At 68.0% G+C, this 18,572-nt stretch carries 17 protein-coding genes and 1 pseudogene; 6 read left to right on the top strand and 12 right to left on the bottom strand.

From position 1 onward, the window contains the following. Positions 1-11: 11 nt before the first annotated feature. A complete protein-coding gene (dnaG, locus tag ACSQ4M_RS17640) occupies positions 12-1,856 on the top strand; it encodes a DNA primase (RefSeq protein WP_436190730.1) in 1,845 nt (614 codons plus the stop codon). A 251-nt stretch (positions 1,857-2,107) separates the two neighbouring features. Further along, on the top strand, positions 2,108-4,453 hold the full coding sequence (gene rpoD, locus ACSQ4M_RS17635; RefSeq protein ID WP_436190729.1) for an RNA polymerase sigma factor RpoD: 2,346 nt from the start codon (positions 2,108-2,110) through the stop codon (positions 4,451-4,453). 27 nt (positions 4,454-4,480) lie between these two features. On the opposite strand, the gene ACSQ4M_RS17630 is transcribed toward rpoD, so the two are convergent. The 4 genes from ACSQ4M_RS17630 to ACSQ4M_RS17615 form a co-directional block, all read right to left on the bottom strand. Beyond that, positions 4,481-5,761, bottom strand: a complete 1,281-nt coding sequence (locus ACSQ4M_RS17630; protein WP_436190728.1) for an ATP-binding protein — start codon at positions 5,759-5,761, stop codon at positions 4,481-4,483. A gap of 40 nt (positions 5,762-5,801) precedes the next feature. Continuing rightward, complete coding sequence (locus ACSQ4M_RS17625) at positions 5,802-6,494, bottom strand: response regulator transcription factor (RefSeq protein ID WP_436190727.1); 693 nt, start codon at positions 6,492-6,494, stop codon at positions 5,802-5,804. A gap of 10 nt (positions 6,495-6,504) precedes the next feature. Continuing rightward, on the bottom strand, positions 6,505-6,966 hold the full coding sequence (locus ACSQ4M_RS17620; RefSeq protein ID WP_436190726.1) for a Spy/CpxP family protein refolding chaperone: 462 nt from the start codon (positions 6,964-6,966) through the stop codon (positions 6,505-6,507). Positions 6,967-7,063: 97 nt separating this feature from the next. Next, a complete protein-coding gene (locus ACSQ4M_RS17615) occupies positions 7,064-8,068 on the bottom strand; it encodes an aldo/keto reductase (RefSeq protein ID WP_436190725.1) in 1,005 nt (334 codons plus the stop codon). 161 nt (positions 8,069-8,229) lie between these two features. Here ACSQ4M_RS17615 and ACSQ4M_RS17610 point away from each other — a divergent pair, with 161 nt between their 5' ends. After that, positions 8,230-8,676 carry a helix-turn-helix domain-containing protein gene (locus ACSQ4M_RS17610; protein WP_436190724.1) on the top strand — a complete coding sequence of 149 codons (447 nt, stop codon included), beginning with the start codon at positions 8,230-8,232 and terminating at the stop codon, positions 8,674-8,676. 16 nt (positions 8,677-8,692) lie between these two features. Here the strand turns inward: ACSQ4M_RS17610 and ACSQ4M_RS17605 are convergent, their stop codons facing one another. The 7 genes and pseudogenes from ACSQ4M_RS17605 to ACSQ4M_RS17575 all read right to left on the bottom strand — a co-directional run bounded on the left by ACSQ4M_RS17605 (position 8,693) and on the right by ACSQ4M_RS17575 (position 14,673). After that, complete coding sequence (locus ACSQ4M_RS17605) at positions 8,693-9,643, bottom strand: Gfo/Idh/MocA family oxidoreductase (protein ID WP_436190723.1); 951 nt, start codon at positions 9,641-9,643, stop codon at positions 8,693-8,695. 2 nt (positions 9,644-9,645) lie between these two features. Beyond that, the gene (locus ACSQ4M_RS17600; protein WP_436194034.1) at positions 9,646-10,545 is read right to left on the bottom strand and encodes a class III extradiol dioxygenase subunit beta; all 900 of its coding nucleotides are present in this window, start codon (positions 10,543-10,545) and stop codon (positions 9,646-9,648) included. A gap of 147 nt (positions 10,546-10,692) precedes the next feature. Next, positions 10,693-11,013 (bottom strand): annotated as a pseudogene (ligA, locus tag ACSQ4M_RS17595) (protocatechuate 4,5-dioxygenase subunit alpha); the annotation flags it as partial. 1 nt (position 11,014) lies between these two features. Next, positions 11,015-11,932, bottom strand: a complete 918-nt coding sequence (locus ACSQ4M_RS17590; RefSeq protein WP_436190722.1) for an amidohydrolase family protein — start codon at positions 11,930-11,932, stop codon at positions 11,015-11,017. Positions 11,933-11,934: 2 nt separating this feature from the next. Then, a complete protein-coding gene (locus tag ACSQ4M_RS17585; protein ID WP_436190721.1) occupies positions 11,935-12,933 on the bottom strand; it encodes a Bug family tripartite tricarboxylate transporter substrate binding protein in 999 nt (332 codons plus the stop codon). A 17-nt stretch (positions 12,934-12,950) separates the two neighbouring features. Next, positions 12,951-13,634 carry a 4-carboxy-4-hydroxy-2-oxoadipate aldolase/oxaloacetate decarboxylase gene (gene ligK, locus ACSQ4M_RS17580; protein WP_436190720.1) on the bottom strand — a complete coding sequence of 228 codons (684 nt, stop codon included), beginning with the start codon at positions 13,632-13,634 and terminating at the stop codon, positions 12,951-12,953. Between the two features lie 10 nt (positions 13,635-13,644). Continuing rightward, positions 13,645-14,673, bottom strand: a complete 1,029-nt coding sequence (locus ACSQ4M_RS17575) for an amidohydrolase family protein (RefSeq protein WP_436194033.1) — start codon at positions 14,671-14,673, stop codon at positions 13,645-13,647. 152 nt (positions 14,674-14,825) lie between these two features. Here ACSQ4M_RS17575 and ACSQ4M_RS17570 point away from each other — a divergent pair, with 152 nt between their 5' ends. Continuing rightward, the gene (locus ACSQ4M_RS17570) at positions 14,826-15,746 is read left to right on the top strand and encodes a LysR family transcriptional regulator (protein WP_436190719.1); all 921 of its coding nucleotides are present in this window, start codon (positions 14,826-14,828) and stop codon (positions 15,744-15,746) included. A gap of 15 nt (positions 15,747-15,761) precedes the next feature. On the opposite strand, the gene ACSQ4M_RS17565 is transcribed toward ACSQ4M_RS17570, so the two are convergent. Continuing rightward, positions 15,762-16,709 carry a helix-turn-helix domain-containing protein gene (locus tag ACSQ4M_RS17565; RefSeq protein ID WP_436190718.1) on the bottom strand — a complete coding sequence of 316 codons (948 nt, stop codon included), beginning with the start codon at positions 16,707-16,709 and terminating at the stop codon, positions 15,762-15,764. Positions 16,710-17,158: 449 nt separating this feature from the next. Here ACSQ4M_RS17565 and ACSQ4M_RS17560 point away from each other — a divergent pair, with 449 nt between their 5' ends. Both ACSQ4M_RS17560 and ACSQ4M_RS17555 read left to right on the top strand, forming a co-directional pair. Next, positions 17,159-17,536, top strand: coding sequence for a hypothetical protein (locus tag ACSQ4M_RS17560; protein WP_436190717.1), 378 nt, complete (start codon positions 17,159-17,161; stop codon positions 17,534-17,536). A 94-nt stretch (positions 17,537-17,630) separates the two neighbouring features. After that, positions 17,631-18,572 (top strand): 2-hydroxyacid dehydrogenase, encoded by a 942-nt coding sequence (locus ACSQ4M_RS17555; RefSeq protein ID WP_436190716.1) that lies wholly within the window; start codon positions 17,631-17,633, stop codon positions 18,570-18,572.

The raw sequence follows: 18,572 nt of genomic DNA, 5'->3' as shown, positions 1-18,572 counted from the left end.
AAGCTCGCCCCGTGGCCATTCCCCAGTCGTTCGTCCAGGAACTCCTCGCCCGCGTCGACGTGGTCGAGGTGGTGGGGCGGCATGTCCAGCTCAAGAAGGGCGGCGCCAACTTCCTGGGCCTGTGCCCCTTCCACGGCGAGAAGTCGCCTTCGTTCACGGTCAGCCCCAGCAAGCAGTTTTTTCATTGCTTCGGCTGCGGCAAGAACGGCAACGCGATCGGCTTCCTCATGGAGCACACCGGCGCGGGCTTCCGCGAGGCCGTGCAGGACCTGGCCCAGCAGGTCGGCATGAATGTGCCCGATGACGACAGCACGCCGCAGGAACGCCAGCGCGCCGCCGAGCAGCGCGAGCGCCAGGCCACGCTGACCGACGTGCTCGAGAAGGCCGGCGAGGCCTGGCGCAAGCAACTGCGCCAGTCGCCACGCGCGATCGACTACTGCAAGGGGCGCGGCCTGTCGGGGCAGATCGCCAAGCGTTTCGGCCTGGGCTATGCGCCCGAGGGCTGGCGCAACCTGGCCAGCGTGTTCCCGCACTACGACGACGCGCTGCTGGTCGACAGCGGCCTCGTGATCCACCACGAGGACAGCGACGACGGCAAGCGCTACGACCGCTTTCGCGACCGCCTCATGTTCCCGATCCGCAACGTCAAGGGCGAATGCATCGCCTTCGGCGGCCGCGTGCTCGGCGACGAGAAGCCCAAGTACCTGAACTCGCCCGAGACGCCGGTGTTCAGCAAGGGCCGCGAGCTCTACGGCCTGTACGAGGCGCGCGAGGCGCTGCGCGACATGGGCTATGTGCTCGTGACCGAAGGCTACATGGATGTGGTGGCGCTGGCCCAGCACGGCTTTCCGAACGCCGTGGCCACGCTGGGCACGGCCTGCACGCCCGACCATGTGCAAAAGCTGTTCCGTTTCACCGACGCCGTGGTGTTCAGCTTCGACGGCGACGCCGCCGGCCGGCGCGCCGCGCGCAAGGCGCTCGAAGGCGCCCTGCCCTATGCCAGCGACGTGCGCAGCGTGAAGTTCCTGTTCCTGCCGGCCGAGCACGACCCGGACAGCTACATCCGCGAACACGGCACCGAAGCCTTTTCGCTGAGCGTGGGCGAAGCCGTGCCGCTGTCGCGCTTCCTCGTGGACGTCGCGCGCGAAGGCTGCGACCTGGGCAGCGCCGAGGGCCGCGCCCACCTGGCCAGCAACGCCAAGCCGCTCTGGGCACAGTTGCCCGACGGTGCGCTCAAGCGCCAGCTGCTCGGCGACCTGGCCGACCTCGTGCAGCTGGACGCGCGCGAACTCTCCGAACTCTGGGAGCCCCGGGCCGCGCCCGATGCGCCCAAACCGCGCCGTCGCCCGGCCAGCAGGGACGAAGCATCGCGGCCCCGCCCCAGCCGCGGCCGCAGCGCCAGCCGCCCCGCGCTGCAGGCCCATGCCAGCCATGTCGCCATGCTGCTGCTGCGCAACACGCTGCTCTGGGACAGCCTCACGCATGCCGACCACGACCTGCTCTGCGCGCTCGAAGGCCCCTATGGCGAGCTGTTCCGCTGGGTCGACCAGCAGGTGCACGAGCACGGCGCCCAGCCCTGGGCGGCACTGGACGTCGGCGTGCAGGGCCAGCCCTTCGAGCCCGAAGCGCGCAAGCTGGTCGCGCAGGACAACATGCAGCCCCTGGGCAAGGTCTTCGACATCGAGGACGTGCCGCTGGCCGATGTACGCGCCACGCTGACCAAGTTGCACCGCGACGTGATCTCCGAAGAACTCAAGTACCTGCAGACACTGCCGGCTTCCGACCCGGAGCGCATCGGCCGCGAACGCGAGCTCATCCTGCAGCAGCTGGCCCTGAAAAAGTCGCTCGCGGCTTGAAATCGGCCGCATCGGCTATACTCTAGGGTTGTCTCGCGGCAAGAGCGACAGCAGTACCTCCGAGCCCGGCCACCCGATGCCAACGCGCGCACGATCGGCCAATCTCATCGCAAGGGCTGCATTCCAAATGATCGCCCCCACATCTTGCCCATGGACCGTTCTTTCCTGACGGAAAGTCCGGCCCCATCGCCCCCGCGCCGGGTTTCCCGCGGCGCTTGCCCTTTGCGTTTTTCGTGTGTCGAGGTGTATCCATGCCAAGCCAGAAGTCCGAGAAGCCGGTCAAGAAGTCCGTGGCCCAACCTGCTGCAAAGGCTGCAGCCAAGCCAACGCCTACCGCGAAGGCCGCCGCCAAGTCCCCTACGAAAGCTCTGACAGTGCCCGCATCCAAGACACCCGCCTCGGAAAAGACCCCCAAGACCGCCGCCGCCGCTGCGGCCGATGAGACCGTGACCAAGAAGAAGCCCGGCCGCCCGCCCAAGGCTGCCGGCGCCGCCGCGGCCAAGAAGCCTGCCGCTGCCAAGAAGGCCGCGCCCAAGGGCATGGACGAGGACGATGTCGCAGACGACATGTCCGACATCGAGGAAGAGTTCGCGGAAGAGCCCGCTGCACCTGCGGCCGCCGCCGCCGACGCGCCGGTCGAGAAGGTCAAGCCGCTGCGCATGAAGATCAGCAAGGCCAAGGAACGGGCCTTGATGAAGGAATTCGGCCTGGACGAGACCGTGCTGTCCGAAGAGGACATGGCCAAGCGCCGCCAGCGCCTGAAGGCCCTGATCAAGCTGGGCAAGACGCGCGGCTACCTCACGCACGGCGAAATCTCCGACCACCTGCCCGACAAGCTGGTCGACGCCGAGACGTTGGAAGTCGTGATCGCGACGCTGAACGACCTGGGCGTGGCCGTCTACGAGCAGACGCCGGACGCCGAGTCGATGATCATCACCGACAACGCGCCGACCGGCTCCACCGAAGAGGAGGCCGAGGAAGCCGCCGAAGCCGCCCTGTCCACCGTGGACAGCGAATTCGGCCGCACCACCGACCCGGTGCGCATGTACATGCGCGAGATGGGCACGGTCGAGTTGCTCACGCGCGAAGGCGAGATCGAGATCGCCAAGCGCATCGAAGGCGGGCTCATGCGCATGATGGAAGCCATCAGCGCCAGCCCGGCCACGCTGGCCGAGGTGTTCCGCCTGGGCGAGGAGATCCGTGAAGGCAAGGTCGTCATCTCGACCATCGTCGACGGCTTCTCCAACCCCAACGAGGCCGACGACTATGTGGCCGAGGAAGACTTCGACGAGTTCGACGCGGCCGACGACGACGACGGCAAGGGCGGCTCCAAGGCGCTGACCAAGAAGCTCGAGGAACTCAAGAACGAGGCCCTGGCGCGCTTCGACCGCTTGCGCGAGCTGTTCGAGAAGGTCCACAAGATCTACGACAAGGAAGGCTACGGTTCGGCCCACTACCTGAAGGCCCAGGCGGCCGTCAGCGAAGAGCTGATGACCATCCGCTTCACGGCCAAGACCATCGAGAAGCTGTGCGACCTGCTGCGCAGCCAGGTCGACGATGTGCGCAAGAAGGAACGCGAGCTGCGCCGCATCATCGTCGACAAGTGCGGCTACCCGCAGGAGCAGTTCATCGCCGAGTTCAGCGGCCGCGACAAGATGGGCCACAAGGTCGCCTCGCACCTGCTGGACTTGAAGTGGATCGAGAAGCAGGCCGCCTCGAACAAGCCCTGGGCCGCGATCATGGGCCGCAACATCCCGCCGGTGCAGGACCTGCAGCAAAAGCTGATGGACATCCAGTCCCAGGTGGTCGTGCCGCTGGACGAGCTCAAGGACATCAACAAGCGCATGAACGAAGGCGAGGCCTCGTCGCGCGATGCCAAGAAGGAAATGATCGAGGCCAACCTGCGCCTCGTGATCTCTATCGCCAAGAAGTACACCAACCGTGGCCTGCAGTTCCTGGACCTGATCCAGGAAGGCAACATCGGCCTCATGAAGGCCGTGGACAAGTTCGAGTACCGCCGCGGCTACAAGTTCTCGACCTACGCCACATGGTGGATCCGCCAGGCGATCACCCGGTCCATCGCGGACCAGGCGCGCACCATCCGGATTCCGGTGCACATGATCGAGACCATCAACAAGATGAACCGCATCAGCCGCCAGCACTTGCAGGAGTTCGGCTTCGAGCCCGATGCTTCCATCCTGGCCGAGCGCATGGAGATCCCGGAAGACAAGATCCGCAAGATCATGAAGATCGCCAAGGAGCCGATCTCCATGGAAACGCCGATCGGCGACGACGACGACAGCCACCTGGGCGACTTCATCGAGGACAGCGCCAACACCGCGCCCATCGAGGCCGCCATGCAGGCCGGCCTGCGCGACGTGGTCAAGGACATCCTCGACTCGCTGACCCCGCGAGAAGCCAAGGTGCTGCGCATGCGCTTCGGCATCGAGATGTCGACCGACCACACGCTGGAAGAAGTCGGCAAGCAGTTCGACGTGACGCGCGAACGCATCCGCCAGATCGAAGCCAAGGCGCTGCGCAAGTTGAAGCACCCGAGCCGCAGCGACAAGCTGCGCAGCTTCATCGACACGCTGTAAGAAAAGAGCCCGCACCAGCGGGCTTTTTTACGTCTGGCCGGGTGCCGCCAGGTCCACCTGCACCACCAGCCCCGGGTGGGCATTGGCCACCTGCCAGGTCGCGCCATGGGCATGTGCCACCAGGCGGCACAGGTACAGCCCCAGCCCCACACCACCGCTGCTGCGCTCGCGCGCGGCATCGGGCCGGTAAAAGGGCTCGGCCAGGTGCGGCAGCACGGCCTCGTCCACGCCCGGCCCATAGTCGCGCACGCGCAGGCGAATGCCGCCGCCTTCGGGCAGCAGCTGCAGTTCGGGTGGCTGCTGCGCGCCGCCGCTGTGGCGCTGCGCATTGCCCAGCAGGTTGCGCAGCAACAGGCGCATGCGGGCGCGGTCCAGCGGCAGCTGTGGCAGATGGGGCGCCGCATGCAGTTGTGGCGCCGCACCGCCCTCCCCGCCCAGGCCATCGAGCACCTCGCGCGCCAGCGCGGCCAGGTCGGTCGGCTCCAGCTGCAGGGCCGCATGCCGCACGGCCAGGCGCTCGCTCTCCAGCAGGTCGGTGACGAGGTCGCGCATCACCGCAAGGTCGCGCAGCAGCGCCGCGCGCGTGGGCGCCAGGTCTGCCGTCTCGGGCAGCAGCTCGGTGTGCAGCCGCGCGCGCGTGAGCGGGCTGCGCAGCTCGTGGCTGATGGCCAGCAGCAGGCCGCGCTTGGCCTCCAGCATGCCGTGGATGTCCTGGGCCATGGCGTTCACGTCCTCGGCCAGCTGGCCGAGCTCGTCGCGCCGCCGCACCGGGATCGGCTCGGCGAAATCGCCCGTGCCGAAGCGCCGTGCGCCCGCGCCGATGTCGCGCAGCGGGCGCAGCAGGCGGTGCACGTAGATCCAGGCCAGCATGGTCAGCACCAGCAGCACCGACAGCGTCATCCAGCCGACGCGGCGCGGCTTGTCCTGCCAGGCCGCGACCGACAGGCCCAGTTCCACCACATGGCCATCGGCCGTGGTGCGGCGCAGGAACTCGCGTTCGTGGCCATCGCCGTCCCGGTCACGGTAGCGCTCGCGGCCAGCCTGCGGCTCGCTTTTCCAGTTGATGGAAGGGCCGGAAATGCTGACGCTGACCGGCAAGCGCGCAATGAGCGCCTGCGCGCGCGCCACGCTCGGCGGGCTGCCGATCTCGGCGACCAGCCGGTCCACGTAGTCGGCCGCGAGCGGCCGCACGGCGTCGCGCCAGCCCATGGAGATCGCCCGCTGCATGCCGAACAGGAAGCTGGCCGACATGGCCAGCGCCAGCAGCAGGAACAGCGTGACAAGCCGCAGCCGCAACGAATGCCGCATGGCGCGGTGCGCGCGCCGGTGCCAGCCCCGCACGCGCGCTTCAGCCACGGCCCAGCCGCGGCGCCAGCGCCAGCGCGTAGCCGGCGTTGCGCAGTGTCTTGATCGCATCCAGGGGTTCGAGCTTCTTGCGCAGCCGGCTGATCACGATGTCCACCGCGCGCGTGTAGAGCTCGGCCTCGTGGCCGCGCAGCTGGTTCAGGATGTCGTCGCGGCTCCAGACGCGGCCGGGCTCGCGCGCCAGCAGTTGCAGCAGCTCGAACTCGGTGCCGGTCAGCTCCAGCACCTCGCCACCGCGCCAGACGCTGCGCGTGACGGGGTCGATCTCCAGGCCCTCGAAGCGCAGGCGGCCATCCTCCACGGCCGCTGCCGGCGCCACGCGCCGGCGCAGCACGGTCTGCACGCGCGCCACGAGTTCGCGCGGCTCGAAGGGCTTGGGGATGTAGTCGTCGGCGCCGAGCTCCAGGCCGACCACGCGGTCCATGACCTCGCCGCGCGCGGTCAGCATGAGCACGGGCAGGTCGCTGTCCTTGCGGATCGCGCGGCACAGCGCGAACCCGTCCATGCCCGGCAGCATCACATCCAGGATGGCCGCGTCGAAGCCGCCTGCGCGCAGCCGGGCCAGGCCCTCGTCCGGGTGCAGGGCCTGGACCAGCTCCAGCTCGAAACGCGCAAAGTACGCGGCCAGCGGAGCGCCCAGGTCGGCGTCGTCGTCGATCAGCAGGATGCGGGGCATGCCTGCATTGTCATCCGCGATGCCAGCCGCGGCGCTGCATGAAGTCGCGCACCTTCTGCTGCTGGGCCGGCGTGAGGCTGTCGTAGAAGTCGCCCAGCGCGGTCACGACCTCGGGCGCCTTGGCCTTGAGTGCATCGGTCTTCTGGTCCACCAGCGCCTGTGCGCCGGCACGGTCGAACTTCTCGCCCGCCACCAGGGCCTGGGCCTGCTCGCGCGGATGCGCGCCGGCCATCAGCGCGCTGCGTTGCTCGGACAGCTTGCCGGCCAGCACCTCCAGCTTGGCCTTCTGCGCCGCGTCCAGGTCGAGCTTGCCGGCCACGCGCGCCACCATCTTGGCGCGGCGCTCGGCCATCTGCTCGGCACTGGCGTTCCAGCCGCCATCGTGCGGCCGGTGGCCACAGGCCGACAGGCTACCCACCACCACGGCGGCACCGAACAGGCCCGCCAGACTGCGCTTGATCCAGGATTTCATCGCCATGCCTCTTGAAGAAAAGTGAACATGGCAGCGATGGTGCCGGCGCACCGGCCGGCCCGGGTCTCGGCGCGGTTTCGCTTTGTTTCGGTTTATCTCAGGCGAAGTTCTCGGTGTCGACCTCGCCCGTGGCTTGCGGCGCATAGCGCGGGCCGACCACGTTGTGCTGGCCGATCAGCGCCTCGGCGCGCGCCATCTGCTTGGACGTCAGCTGCACGCTGGCGGCATCCAGGTCTTCCTGCAGGTGCGCCAGGTTCGTCGTTCCCGGGATCGGCACGGTGTGCGGCGCCTTGTGCAGCAGCCAGGCCAGCGCCAGCTGGGCCGGCGTACAGCCCAGCTCGCGCGCGAACGCCACATAGGGCTGCAGCAACTGCAGGTTGGCCGCGTAGTTCTGCGGCGCGAAGCGGGGCATGGGCCGGCGGATGTCCTTTGCGTCCAGCGTGGTTACGTCGTGCAGCGTGTCGGTCAGGTAGGCGCGGGCCAAGGGGCTGAAGGCCACGAAGGCGGCGCCGATGGCGCGGCAGGCCTCGAGCACCGCGATCTCGGGGTTGCGCGTCCACAGCGAGTACTCGGTCTGCACGGCCGTGATGGGGTGCACCGCATGCGCTTTGCGGAGGGTGGCGGCCGAGACTTCCGACAGGCCGATGCTGCGCACCTTGCCGGCCCGCACGAGGTCGGCCAATGCACCCACGCTGTCCTCGATCGGCACCTCCTTGTGCCAGCGGTGCAGGTAGTACAGGTCGATGACGTCCGTGTTCAGGCGGCGCAGGCTGTCCTCGCAGTTGCGGCGCAGGGCTTCGGGCCGGCCGTCGATGACGCGGCGCACGACGCCGTCTTCGCCGCGCACGCCGGCCATGCCGCCCTTGCTGGCAAGCGTGAACCGGCTGCGGTGGGCTTTCAGTACCCGTCCGACCAGTTCCTCGTTGGCGCCGAAGCCGTACAGCGCAGCCGTGTCGAACAGCGTGACGCCTGCGTCCAGTGCGGCCAGCAGCAGGCGCTCGGCCTGCTCGGGCGACGGCGGCACGCCATAGGCGTGGCTCAGGTTCATGCAGCCCAGGCCGATGGCCGAGACAGTGAAGGGTCCGATGGTGCGTGTTTGCATGCGCGCGAGCTTACCGCCACCCCAAGGTACCCGCGCCCAGCCGCAGCAACGCCCCACCCCGCCGACACACAAAAACAATTTGTTTCATCCATGCAGGGATGGAATTTCCATCGCTTTGAATACATTAAAACAATACGTTCAACAGCACACAGGATGTACTCATGAGGCAGGTCGAGCTGCAGCTGACGGCAGAAGATCGGGGCACGGTCGAAGAAATCCGGAGCAAGGGCGTGCACCACGCCCGCGAGGTCAACCGAGCCCATGTGCTGTGGTGCCTGGACCGCGGCATTCCCGAGGCACAGATCCTGGAGGTTCTGGGGGTCGGCCGTACCGCCCTGTGGCGCACGCGGGCCGCCTACCTGCAAGGGGGGGTGGAGCGTGCCGTCTTCGATCTGGCCCGCTCGGGCCGCCCACGCCGTTATGGCGCGGACGCGGAGGCTCGCGTGATGGCACTGGCCAGTTCCGACCCACCGGAAGGCCGCCAGCGCTGGACCTTGCTGGAGCTGGAGCGTGCAGCGCGCCAGCAGTTCGGCCTGGGCTCGGTGAGCCGCGAGACGGTGCGGCGCATCCTCAAGAGAACCGCCAACGGCACGGAGGCGGCGGGCTGAAGCCGCCGCACGGCGTTCAGCCGTTCAGCTGCTGCTCCAGCTGGTGCAGCACCTGGTAGCAGGGCAGCACCTGGGCCACGCTGCTGTTGGGCTCGCGGCCTTCGCGGATCGCGGCGAAGAACTCGCGGTCCTGCAGTTCGATGCCGTTCATCGACACGTCGACCTTCGAGACATCGATCTTCTCTTCCTTGCCGTTCACCAGGTCGTCGTAGCGCGCGATGTAGGTCGCCGTGTCGCCGATGTAGCGGAAGAAGGTGCCCAGCGGGCCGTCGTTGTTGAACGACAGGGAGAGCGTGCAGATCGCGCCGTTGGCGGCCTGCAGCTGGATGCTCATGTCCATGGCGATGCCCAGGTCCTTGTGGATCGGGCCTTGCACGGCGTTGGCCTTCACGATGGGGCTGCCGGCCTGGTAGGCGAACAGGTCCACCGTGTGCGCCGCGTGGTGCCACAGCAAATGGTCGGTCCAGCTGCGGGCCTGGCCCAGCGCATTCATGTTGGTGCGGCGGAAGAAGTAGGTCTGCACATCCATCTGCTGGATGTTGAACTCGCCAGCCACGATCTTCTTGTGCACGTACTGGTGGCTGGGGTTGAAGCGCCGCGTGTGGCCGCACATGGCCACCAGGCCGCTGGTCTTGGCCACGTTGACGACTTCTTCGCCATCCTTGAGCACGTCGCACAGTGGGATCTCCACCTGCACATGCTTGCCGGCCTTCAGGCAGGCCAGCGTCTGCGAGGCGTGCATCTGCGTGGGCGTGCACAGGATCACGGCGTCCACTTCCTTGAGCGCCAGGCTGTCTTCCAGGTTCGTGGTGACATGCCCGATGCCGTACTTGTCGGCGACTTCCCTGGTCTTCCCGAGGTCGCGGCTGATCAGCGAGACGACTTCGACGCCATCGATGTTCTTGATGCCGTCCAGGTGCTTGATGCCGAAGGCGCCGGCACCGGCCAGGGCTACTTTGATGGTCATGTTCAGTTCTCCAGGATGAGATGGCCCACGGCGGTGTTGGACGCCGGGACATGGAAGAAGCGGTGCTTGAGTCGGGGCGCGGGACCGCCCGCCACGTCGGCCATGGCACCACGGGCGATCAGCCACATCACCAGCTCGATGCCCTCGCTGCCGGCTTCACGCACGTACTCGATGTGCGGCACCTTGGCCAGCTCGGCCGGCTCGGCGATCAGGCGGTCCAGGAACTTGTTGTCCCATTCCTTGTTGATCAGGCCGGCGCGCGGGCCCTGCAGCTGGTGGCTCATGCCGCCCGTGCCCCAGATCTGCACCTTGAGCGGCTCGTCGTAGGACTCGATGGCGCGGCGGATCGCCTGCCCCAGCGCGAAGCAGCGTGCACCCGAGGGCACCGGGTACTGCACCACGTTGACGTGGAACGGAATCACCTTGACCGGCCAGGCCTCGGGCGAGCCGAACAGCAGGTTCATGGGCACCGTCAGGCCGTGGTCCACCTTGAGCTCGTTCACGATGGTCAGGTCAAAGTCCTGCTGGATCACCGACTGCGCGATGTGCGAGGCCAGGTCCGGGTGGCCGATGACCTTGGGCACCGGCCGCGGGCCGTAGCCCTCGTCGGCCGGCTCGAACTCGGCTGCCGTGCCGATGGCGAAGGTCGGGATCACGCCCAGGTCGAAGCTGGTCGCATGGTCGTTGTAGACCAGGAACACCACGTCGGGCTTGTTCTCGCGCATCCACTGCTTGGACGGCTCGTAGCCCGCGAACAGCGGCTTCCAGTACGGCTCCTCGGTCTTGCCCAGGTCGATGGCCGCCCCGATGGCCGGCACGTGCGAGGTGTAGACCGAGGCCGTGATCTGCGCGTGCGCGACCGGTGCATCGGCGCCCGTCTGCCGGGCAGCGTGCTCGCCCATGATCTGCGCAGCCAGCGCCTCCTGGTGCGTCAGGTCCCAGTTCTTCCAGGCGTCCGACTGCGCGGGCGCGCCCTGCGCGTTGCCGCCCTCGCCCACGATGCGGTTGCCTTCGGCACTGCGGCCGCCGCCGATCATCATGTCGCGGTAGGCATGCTCGGTCATGCCGGTCATGCTGCCGGCCATCTGCTGGAACGACAGTCCATCGGTGGCGCCGAGCTTGGCCAGGAAGTAGATGTTGCCGCCCGTGCGCATGGCCCAGTTCAGGTCGCGCGCGCGCACCGCTGCGCGCTGCTCGTCCGTCATCGGCCATTCGGCCAGGTAGGCGTCCTCGTCGGCCTTGAAGCGCGTGCGGTTCTCGGCCTTCATGAGGCTCATGCAGAACTGGTTGAGCCAATAGCCCTTGCGGCTTTGGTCAGCGTCGAAGATGGTCGTGCCGGGCACGTCCAGGTAAGGCTTGTTCAGAGCCATGTCAGACCTCCTCGGGCCAGTACAGGCGCATGGGGTTGTCCACGAGCAGCTTCTTCTGCAGCTCGGCCGTTGTCGCGATGTGCGGGATGAAGTCCACCAGCAGGCCGTCGTCGGGCATGTGGTCCTTGAGGTTGGGGTGCGGCCAGTCGGTGCCCCACAGCACGCGGTCGGGGAACTGCTCGACGATGCGGCGCGCGAACGGGATCACGTCCTGGTAGGCGTTTTGCTCACCGTTCAAGGCCTTGGGGCCGGCGACCGACAGGCGTTCCGGGCAGCTGACCTTGCTCCACACGTTGGTGTGCTCGCGCATGAACTTCTCGAACAGCGCGAACTCCGGGCCGTCCACGGGCTTGCTCACATCCGGCCGGCCCATGTGGTCCACCACCACGGTGGTCGGCAGCGCAGTGAAGAAGTCCCACAGCTCGGGCAGGTCCACCGCCTCGAAGTAGATGACGACATGCCAGCCCAGCTTGTGGATGCGGCCGGCGATCTCCAGCAACTCGTCCTTGGGCGTGAAATCGACCAGGCGCTTGACGAAGTTGAAGCGCACGCCGCGCACACCGGCGTCGTGCAGCTCCTGCAGCTCGGCATCGCTGATGCTGCGCTTGACGGTGGCCACGCCACGCGCCTTGCCGTTCGAGGCCTTGCAGGCATCGACCATGGCGCGGTTGTCGGCGCCGTGGCAGGTGGCCTGCACGACCACGTTGCGCGCGAAGCCCAGGTGGTCACGCAGCGCGAACAGCTGCGCCTTGCTCGCGTCGCAGGGCGTGTACTTGCGCTCGGGCGCGAACGGGAACTCAGCGCCGGGGCCGAACACATGGCAATGCGCATCCACGGCGCCCGCGGGCACCTGGAATTTGGGTTTGCTGGGGCCGGCGTACCAGTCCAGCCAACCGGGGGTCTTGGTGAATTCGCTCATGTTCAATCCAGTGTGATGTTGGCCTTGCGGATCACGTCGCCAAAGCGCTGCGTCTCGGCCTTCACGGTGGCCTGGAACTGCTCGGGCGTGGTCGGGAAGGGCTCGTAGCCGAAGGTCTTGAAGCGTTCGACGAAATCCTTGTCCTTGAGGATCTCGGTGAAGTCCTTGCGGATCTTGTCCATGGTGGCGGCAGGCAGGCCCGGCGGCACGGCGATCACGTTCCAGCCGGTGACCTCGAAGTCCTTGGGACCACCCGATTCGGCCACCGTCGGAATGTCCGGGAAATCGGCCGAGCGCTTGTTGGCGGCAAAGGCCACCAGGCGCAGCTTGCCGGCGCGGTACAGCGGGCCGGCCGTGCCGGCGCTGCCCAGCGCGAAGTCGATGTCGCCCGTGGCCACCGAGGTGTAGAGCTGCGTGGTCTCCTTGAAGATCACGTGCTCCATCTGCGTGCCGGTCACGCTCTCGAACAGCTCGGAGCCCAGGTGCACGGGGTTGCCGATGGACCAGGAGCCGTAGTTGAGCTTGCCCGGGCGCGCCTTGGCTTCGGCAATGATGTCGCCCACGGTCTTGTACTTGCTGCTGGTCGGCACCGTGAAGAAGAAGTGCGTCTTGAACAGCGGCAGCGCGATGTCGAAGTCCTTCTGCGGGTCGTAGGGCAGCTTCTTGAACAGCGCGGGGTAGGCCGCCAGGTGCACGTTGTCCAGCACCAGCAGGTCGGTGCCGTCCTTGGCGCCGCGCTTCCAGGCGTCGATGGCGATGAAGCCGTTGCCGCCCGGGCGGTTCTCCACCACCACGGGCTGGCCCCACAGGCGCGCGAGCTTGTCGGCCGCTAGGCGGGCCACGCCGTCCGGCCCACCGCCGACCGGAAACGGCGTGATGATGCGCACGGGCTTGGTGGGGAACTGCTGGGCCATGGCACCGAAGCTTGCGCCGAAGGCGGCAGCCAGGGCGCAGGTGGCGAGGCCGGCGCGCAGCAGTGCGCGGCGAAGGGTGTTCGTCATGTCGTGTCTCTCTCGTCTCAATCGATGTATTTCAGTCCGGCGGCGGCCAGCGGCTCGCGCATCTTGTACATGTCCAGGCCCAGCACGCCGGAGGCCAGCTTGTCGCGTTTCTCGCCTTCGTTGGCCTCGCGCTTCTGAGCAGCCTCCAGCGTCTTCGCCGCGATGGCGCGCGGCACGCAGACCACGCCGTCGTCGTCGGCCACGACCACATCGCCCGGCATGACCAGCATGCCGGCGCAGACCACGGGGATGTTGACCGAGCCGATGGTGGCCTTGATCGTGCCCTTGCTGCTGATCGCCTTGCTCCAGACCGGGAAGTTCATTTCCTTGAGCGTCTTGACGTCGCGCACGCCGGCGTCGATGACCAGGGCGCGCGCGCCGCGGGCCTGGAAGCTGGTGGCCAAGAGGTCGCCGAAGTAGCCGTCGGTGCACTCGGCCGTGATCGCGGCCACGACGATGTCGCCCGGTTGGATCTGCTCTGCGACGACGTGCATCATCCAGTTGTCACCGGGGTGCAGCAGCACCGTGACCGCCGTGCCCGACACCTGGGCGCCCGGGAAGATCGGGCGCATGTAAGGCTTGAGCAGGCCCACGCGGCCCATGGCCTCGTGCACGGTGGCCGAGCCCAGCGCGGCGAGCGCATCGGCGGTGGCAGCGTCGGTGCGCTGGATGTTGCGGTAGACGACTCCGAGTTCGTACATGCGGTTCTCCTTATTGGCCTTTGGCGGTGAGGCGTGCATCCAGGCGCGGGAACACGCGGCGCACGTTGCCTTCGTAGATCTGGTGCTTGTCGTCGTCGCTCAGGATCGTCGACGCCGCGATGTAGCGCTTGGTGTCGTCGTAGTAGTGGCCCGTGGTGGGGTCGATGCCGCGCACGGCGCCGATCATCTCGGAGGCGAACAGCACGTTCTTGACCGGGATCACGGTGTTGAGCAGGTCGATGCCGGGCTGGTGGTAGACGCAGGTGTCGAAAAACACGTTGTTCAGCAGGTGCTCGCTCAAGAGCGGCTTCTTCATCTCCTGCGCCAGGCCGCGGAAACGGCCCCAGTGGTAGGGCACGGCACCGCCGCCGTGCGGGATCAGGAACTTCAGCGTCGGGAAGTCCTTGAACAGATCGCCCTGGATCAGCTGCATGAAGGCCGTGGTGTCGGCGTTCAGGTAGTGCGCGCCCGTGGTGTGGAAACAGGGGTTGCAGCTGGTGCTGACGTGGATCATGGCCGGCAGGTCGTACTCGGCCATCTTCTCGTAGATGGGATACCAGTGGCGGTCGGTCAGCGGCGGGCTGTTCCAGTGGCCGCCCGACGGGTCCGGGTTCAGGTTGATGCCGACCGCGCCGTATTCCTTGACGCACTTCTCGAGTTCGGGAATGCAGGTGGCCGGGTCCACGCCGGGCGACTGCGGCAGCATGGCCACGGGTACGAAGTTGTCGGGGAACAGCGTGGAGACGCGGTAGCACAGCTCGTTGCAGATCGCAGCCCAGGTGCTGGAGACATGGAAGTCGCCGATGTGGTGGGCCATGAAGCTGGCGCGCGGGCTGAAGAGGGTGATGTCGCTGCCGCGTTCCTTCATGAGGCGCAGCTGGTTGGTCTCGATGGACTCGCGCAGCTCGTCGTCGCTGATCTTCAGGTCGGCGACCTTGGGCGCCTGGGCCGGGTCCTTGATGCCGGCGATCTGCTGGTTGCGCCAGTTCTCCAGCGCCTTGGGTGCCGTGGTGTAGTGGCCGTGGCAGTCGATGATCAAGGGGTTCTCGCGGCTCATGTTGCTCCTCGTGTTGGGCTCTGCGGTGTGCGCGGATTCTGCGCGCGCGGCGCATACCCGCCTAGCTTGCAAGCCTGCTATCAGCTAGAACGAAATGGCATATCTTGCTCAAAGCTATTCACTACACTCACAGCATGGATTTGAAGCAACTGGAGTACTTCGTCCGCGTGGCCGAGCTCGGCAGCTTCACGCGCGCGGCCATTGCACTGGACGTGGCGCAGCCAGCGCTGTCGCGCCAGATCCGTCTGCTCGAGGTGGAGTTGCGCCAGAACCTCTTGGCCCGCAACGGCCGCGGCGCCACGCCCACCGAGGCCGGCAAGCTGCTGCTCGAGCATGGGCGCGGCATCCTGCACCAGGTGGCCGTGGCGCGCGAGGAACTCGGCGTGGCGCGCGGCGCGCTGGCCGGGCGCGTGTCCATCGGCCTGCCGCCCAGCCTGTCGCGGCTCATCACGGTGCCGCTGACCCAGGCCTTCCGCGCCAGGCTGCCGCAGGCGCAGCTCACGCTGACCGAGGGCTTCTCGCTGGTCATGATCGACAGCCTGCGCATGGGCAACCTGGACATGGCCCTGCTCTACAACCCCGAGCGCTCGCCCGACATGGAGCAGACCTTGCTGCACGAGGAAGAACTCGTGCTGATCTCGCCGCGCGCCGAGGTGCCGGAGACCAAGGGCAAGAGCCGCCCGGCGGTGGCGCTGCGCGATGCCGCCGCCCTGCCACTGATCCTGCCCAGCCGCCCCAACGCCTTCCGCCTGCTGCTGGAGGCCGAGACCATGCGCCTGGGCTGCCTGCTCCGCATCGCGATGGAGGTCGACGGGCTCAACGCCATCCTGAGCCTGGTGCGCGAGGGCTTCGGCCATGCCGTGCTGCCGGCCTACACGCTGGCCAACATCGACCACGGCGGCGCACTCGTGGTGCGCCGGCTGCAGGCGCCGCGGCCGACAAGCCAGCTCACGCTGGTGCGTTCCTCGCGCCGCCCCTCCACGGAGACGCAGAAGGTGGCGCGTGCGCTGCTGCAGGATGTGGTGCTGCGCGCCATCGCGCCCTACACCAGTTGAGCGGCCAGGGCCGCGTCAGACTGCCGGAACGGCCCTGGCGCTCTGCCCAAGCCTGTCCGCGCGCAGGGTCTGCGACGGCAGCTCGCCGAACAGCCGCTGGTACTGGCGCGCGAAATGGCTCAGTTGCGAGAAGCCGGCATGGGTCGCGACCTCGCCGATGTCCACCGCGCCGGGCAAGGTCCGGTGCAAGGCCTGGCGCACGAGGTTCAGGCGCATCGCCCGCAGGTAGTCGACAGGGGTGGTTTCGGCGACCTTGCGGAAACTGTCCTGCAAGGTGCGCCGGCTGACGCGCAAGCGCGTGCACAGCGCGGCGACCGTCGGCGGCGCATGGGCACTGGCCAGCGTGATCCGGTGGCACTCGCTGACCAGCGCGTGGCTGGACATGCCGCGGTCGCGGCCCGCCCCCCGCTGCCCGCCCCGCAGCGCGTGCACGACGGCGGCCGGGACCGCCGCCTCCACCCACGGCAGCACCGACCCGGTCGCATCCGCCATGAACGAAGCCGACAGCGCGCGGCGCAGCTCCGCCAGCACGGACGGGGGCAGCTCGACCAGGCCGCGGCCGAGGGTGGCACCCAGCCGCGTGGCGTCGTTCTGCTGCGCCAGCAGCTCGGCGAAGCTGGACGCATCGAAGGTCACGGCGAGCAGTTCCATCCCCGGGGGCCGGTGGATCACGAACTCCTCGCCGCCGCGCAGGATGAACAGGCTCTGCGCCCTCACCTCGCGCCCCTGCATGCGCGCCACGCCCGCGGCAGGCGTCGCCAGCGCGAAGCAGATCTTGCCCGCTGGCAGGCAGCCCTGCTGCAGCACCCGCTGGCTCAAGGACTTGCGGAACAGGTGGGTGCGCCCCAGCGTGGCCTCCAACATCGAACTGCGCATGCTGCCGCGCGACACCTGCTGGTAGCGCTGGTGCCACTCCGGCGCGGAAGCACCGTAGAGGTGGAAGTCGTCGAATCGGGCCAGCATGGATCGCCGTGGTGTTCTGCATGCAGCCACTGGCCGCGTCGCCGGATTCTGCCGATTTGGGTTACCGCCCTCAAGCGCTTGTGGCCCAGACTGGGCCCCCGTGCGCGCCGGGTCGACACCGCCGCACGCCCCTTCGACCGTCTGCCGTCCCCACCATGCCCCAACGCATCCCCCTGTACATCGCTCTCGCCCTGTCCGTCGGACTCGGCGCCTGCACTGCGACGCCCCCCACACCATCCTCCACCACCCAGCGAAGCACCATGAACATCGAATAAACCAGACAGGCCCTGGCCGGCGAGTGGGCCAGCATCGCGCCCGAGATCCGCCCCAGCGCGGCCAGGAACACCGATGGCACGCTCAAGCCGTTTTACCTGCAGCGCGCTTTCACGTACCTGGACGGCGACCGCTTCGCGCTGCGCATCGTCAACTCGGCCGACCCGAACGGTGCCGTGCCGCTGGCCAGGATCCAGATCAAGGGCCACATGCTGTGGCGCGGACCGCACCCGATCGCCGAGGGTGCGCAGAAGGTCGACTTCGTCGCCGACGAAGCCTACGAGGTGACGCCGCTGGCCCAGGGTTTCGCCGACGTGCTGAACCAGGTGGCCAGCCAGGGCTATGCCAGGTGGGAGGTGGGCGCCACCCAGAGCGTCTTCGGCAAGAACTTCGCGCCCTTCGGGCTGGTGCAGGGCCGCCACTTCATGGAGTACGACCTCGTCTACATGGCGCACGGCATGCTGTTCTGGGGCGCCCGCAACATCGATGGCCGCGGCTTCGACAAGGAAGAGAACCGGCCCACCAACCTGCAGATCCCGCTGGTGCGCAGGTGAAGCGGCAGCGGCCGTTCCTGCAGGCCGCGGCCGCCAACGCGCGCCGACGCGGCGGATAGACTGGCCCGCTTCCAGAGCTCCATCCCTGTCACCGATGCCATCCGCCATCCCCCTGCTCGTGCTGTGCCCCTTGCAAGCCGAGTACATGCAACAGTTCCGTGACCGCTTCGACGTGATCGAGGCCGGTGACGACGCGCGCCGCGCCCAGGCCATCGCCGCGCATGGCGCGCGCATCCGCGCCGTGCTGACCATCGGCACCATCGGCCTCACCGCACTGGAGATCGCCGCGCTGCCGGCACTGGAAGTGGTGCACACGCTGGGCGTGGGCTACGAGCTCGTCGACGTGGCCGCGGCCAAGTCGCGCGGCATCGCCGTGGCCAACGCCGCAGGCTCCAACGCCACCTGCGTGGCCGACCACGCCTTCGGCCTGCTGCTGGCGGCCGTGCGCGGCATCGTGCAGATGGACGTGGGCGTGCGCCGCGGCCTGTGGCGCGACCAGCTCAGCGTCTACACGCCCACCGTGAGCGGCAAGCGCCTCGGCCTGTTGGGCATGGGCGACATCGGCAAGCAGATCGCCAAGCGTGCGGCCGGCTTCGACATGGCCGTGGGCTACCACAGCCGCAGCGCCAAGCCCGAACTGCCGCACACCTACTTCGACAACGTGCGCGCGCTGGCCGAATGGGCCGACTACCTGGTCGTGGCCACGCCGGGCGGCGCCGACACCAAGCACCTGGTCAATGCCGAAGTGCTGCAGGCCCTCGGCCCCCAGGGCACGCTGGTCAACATCGCGCGCGGCAGCGTGGTCGACACGGCCGCGCTGGCTGCGGCCCTGCGCGAAGGACGCATCGCCTCGGCCGGCATCGACGTCTACGAGAGCGAGCCCCAGCCGCCCGCGGAGCTGCTGGACATCGCCAACGTGGTCATCACGCCGCACATCGCAGGCCGCTCGCCCGAGGCGATCCAGGGTTCGGTCACGCTGGTGCTGAGCAACCTGGAGGCCTTCTTCGCGGGCCGGGCGATGTCCACGCCGCTCTGA

The organism is Pseudorhodoferax sp. LjRoot39, from assembly GCF_964253035.1.
Taxonomy (GTDB): domain Bacteria; phylum Pseudomonadota; class Gammaproteobacteria; order Burkholderiales; family Burkholderiaceae_C; genus Pseudorhodoferax.
Note: the sequence above shows the minus strand (reverse complement) of the source record. Positions and strands in the feature narration are given on the sequence as shown.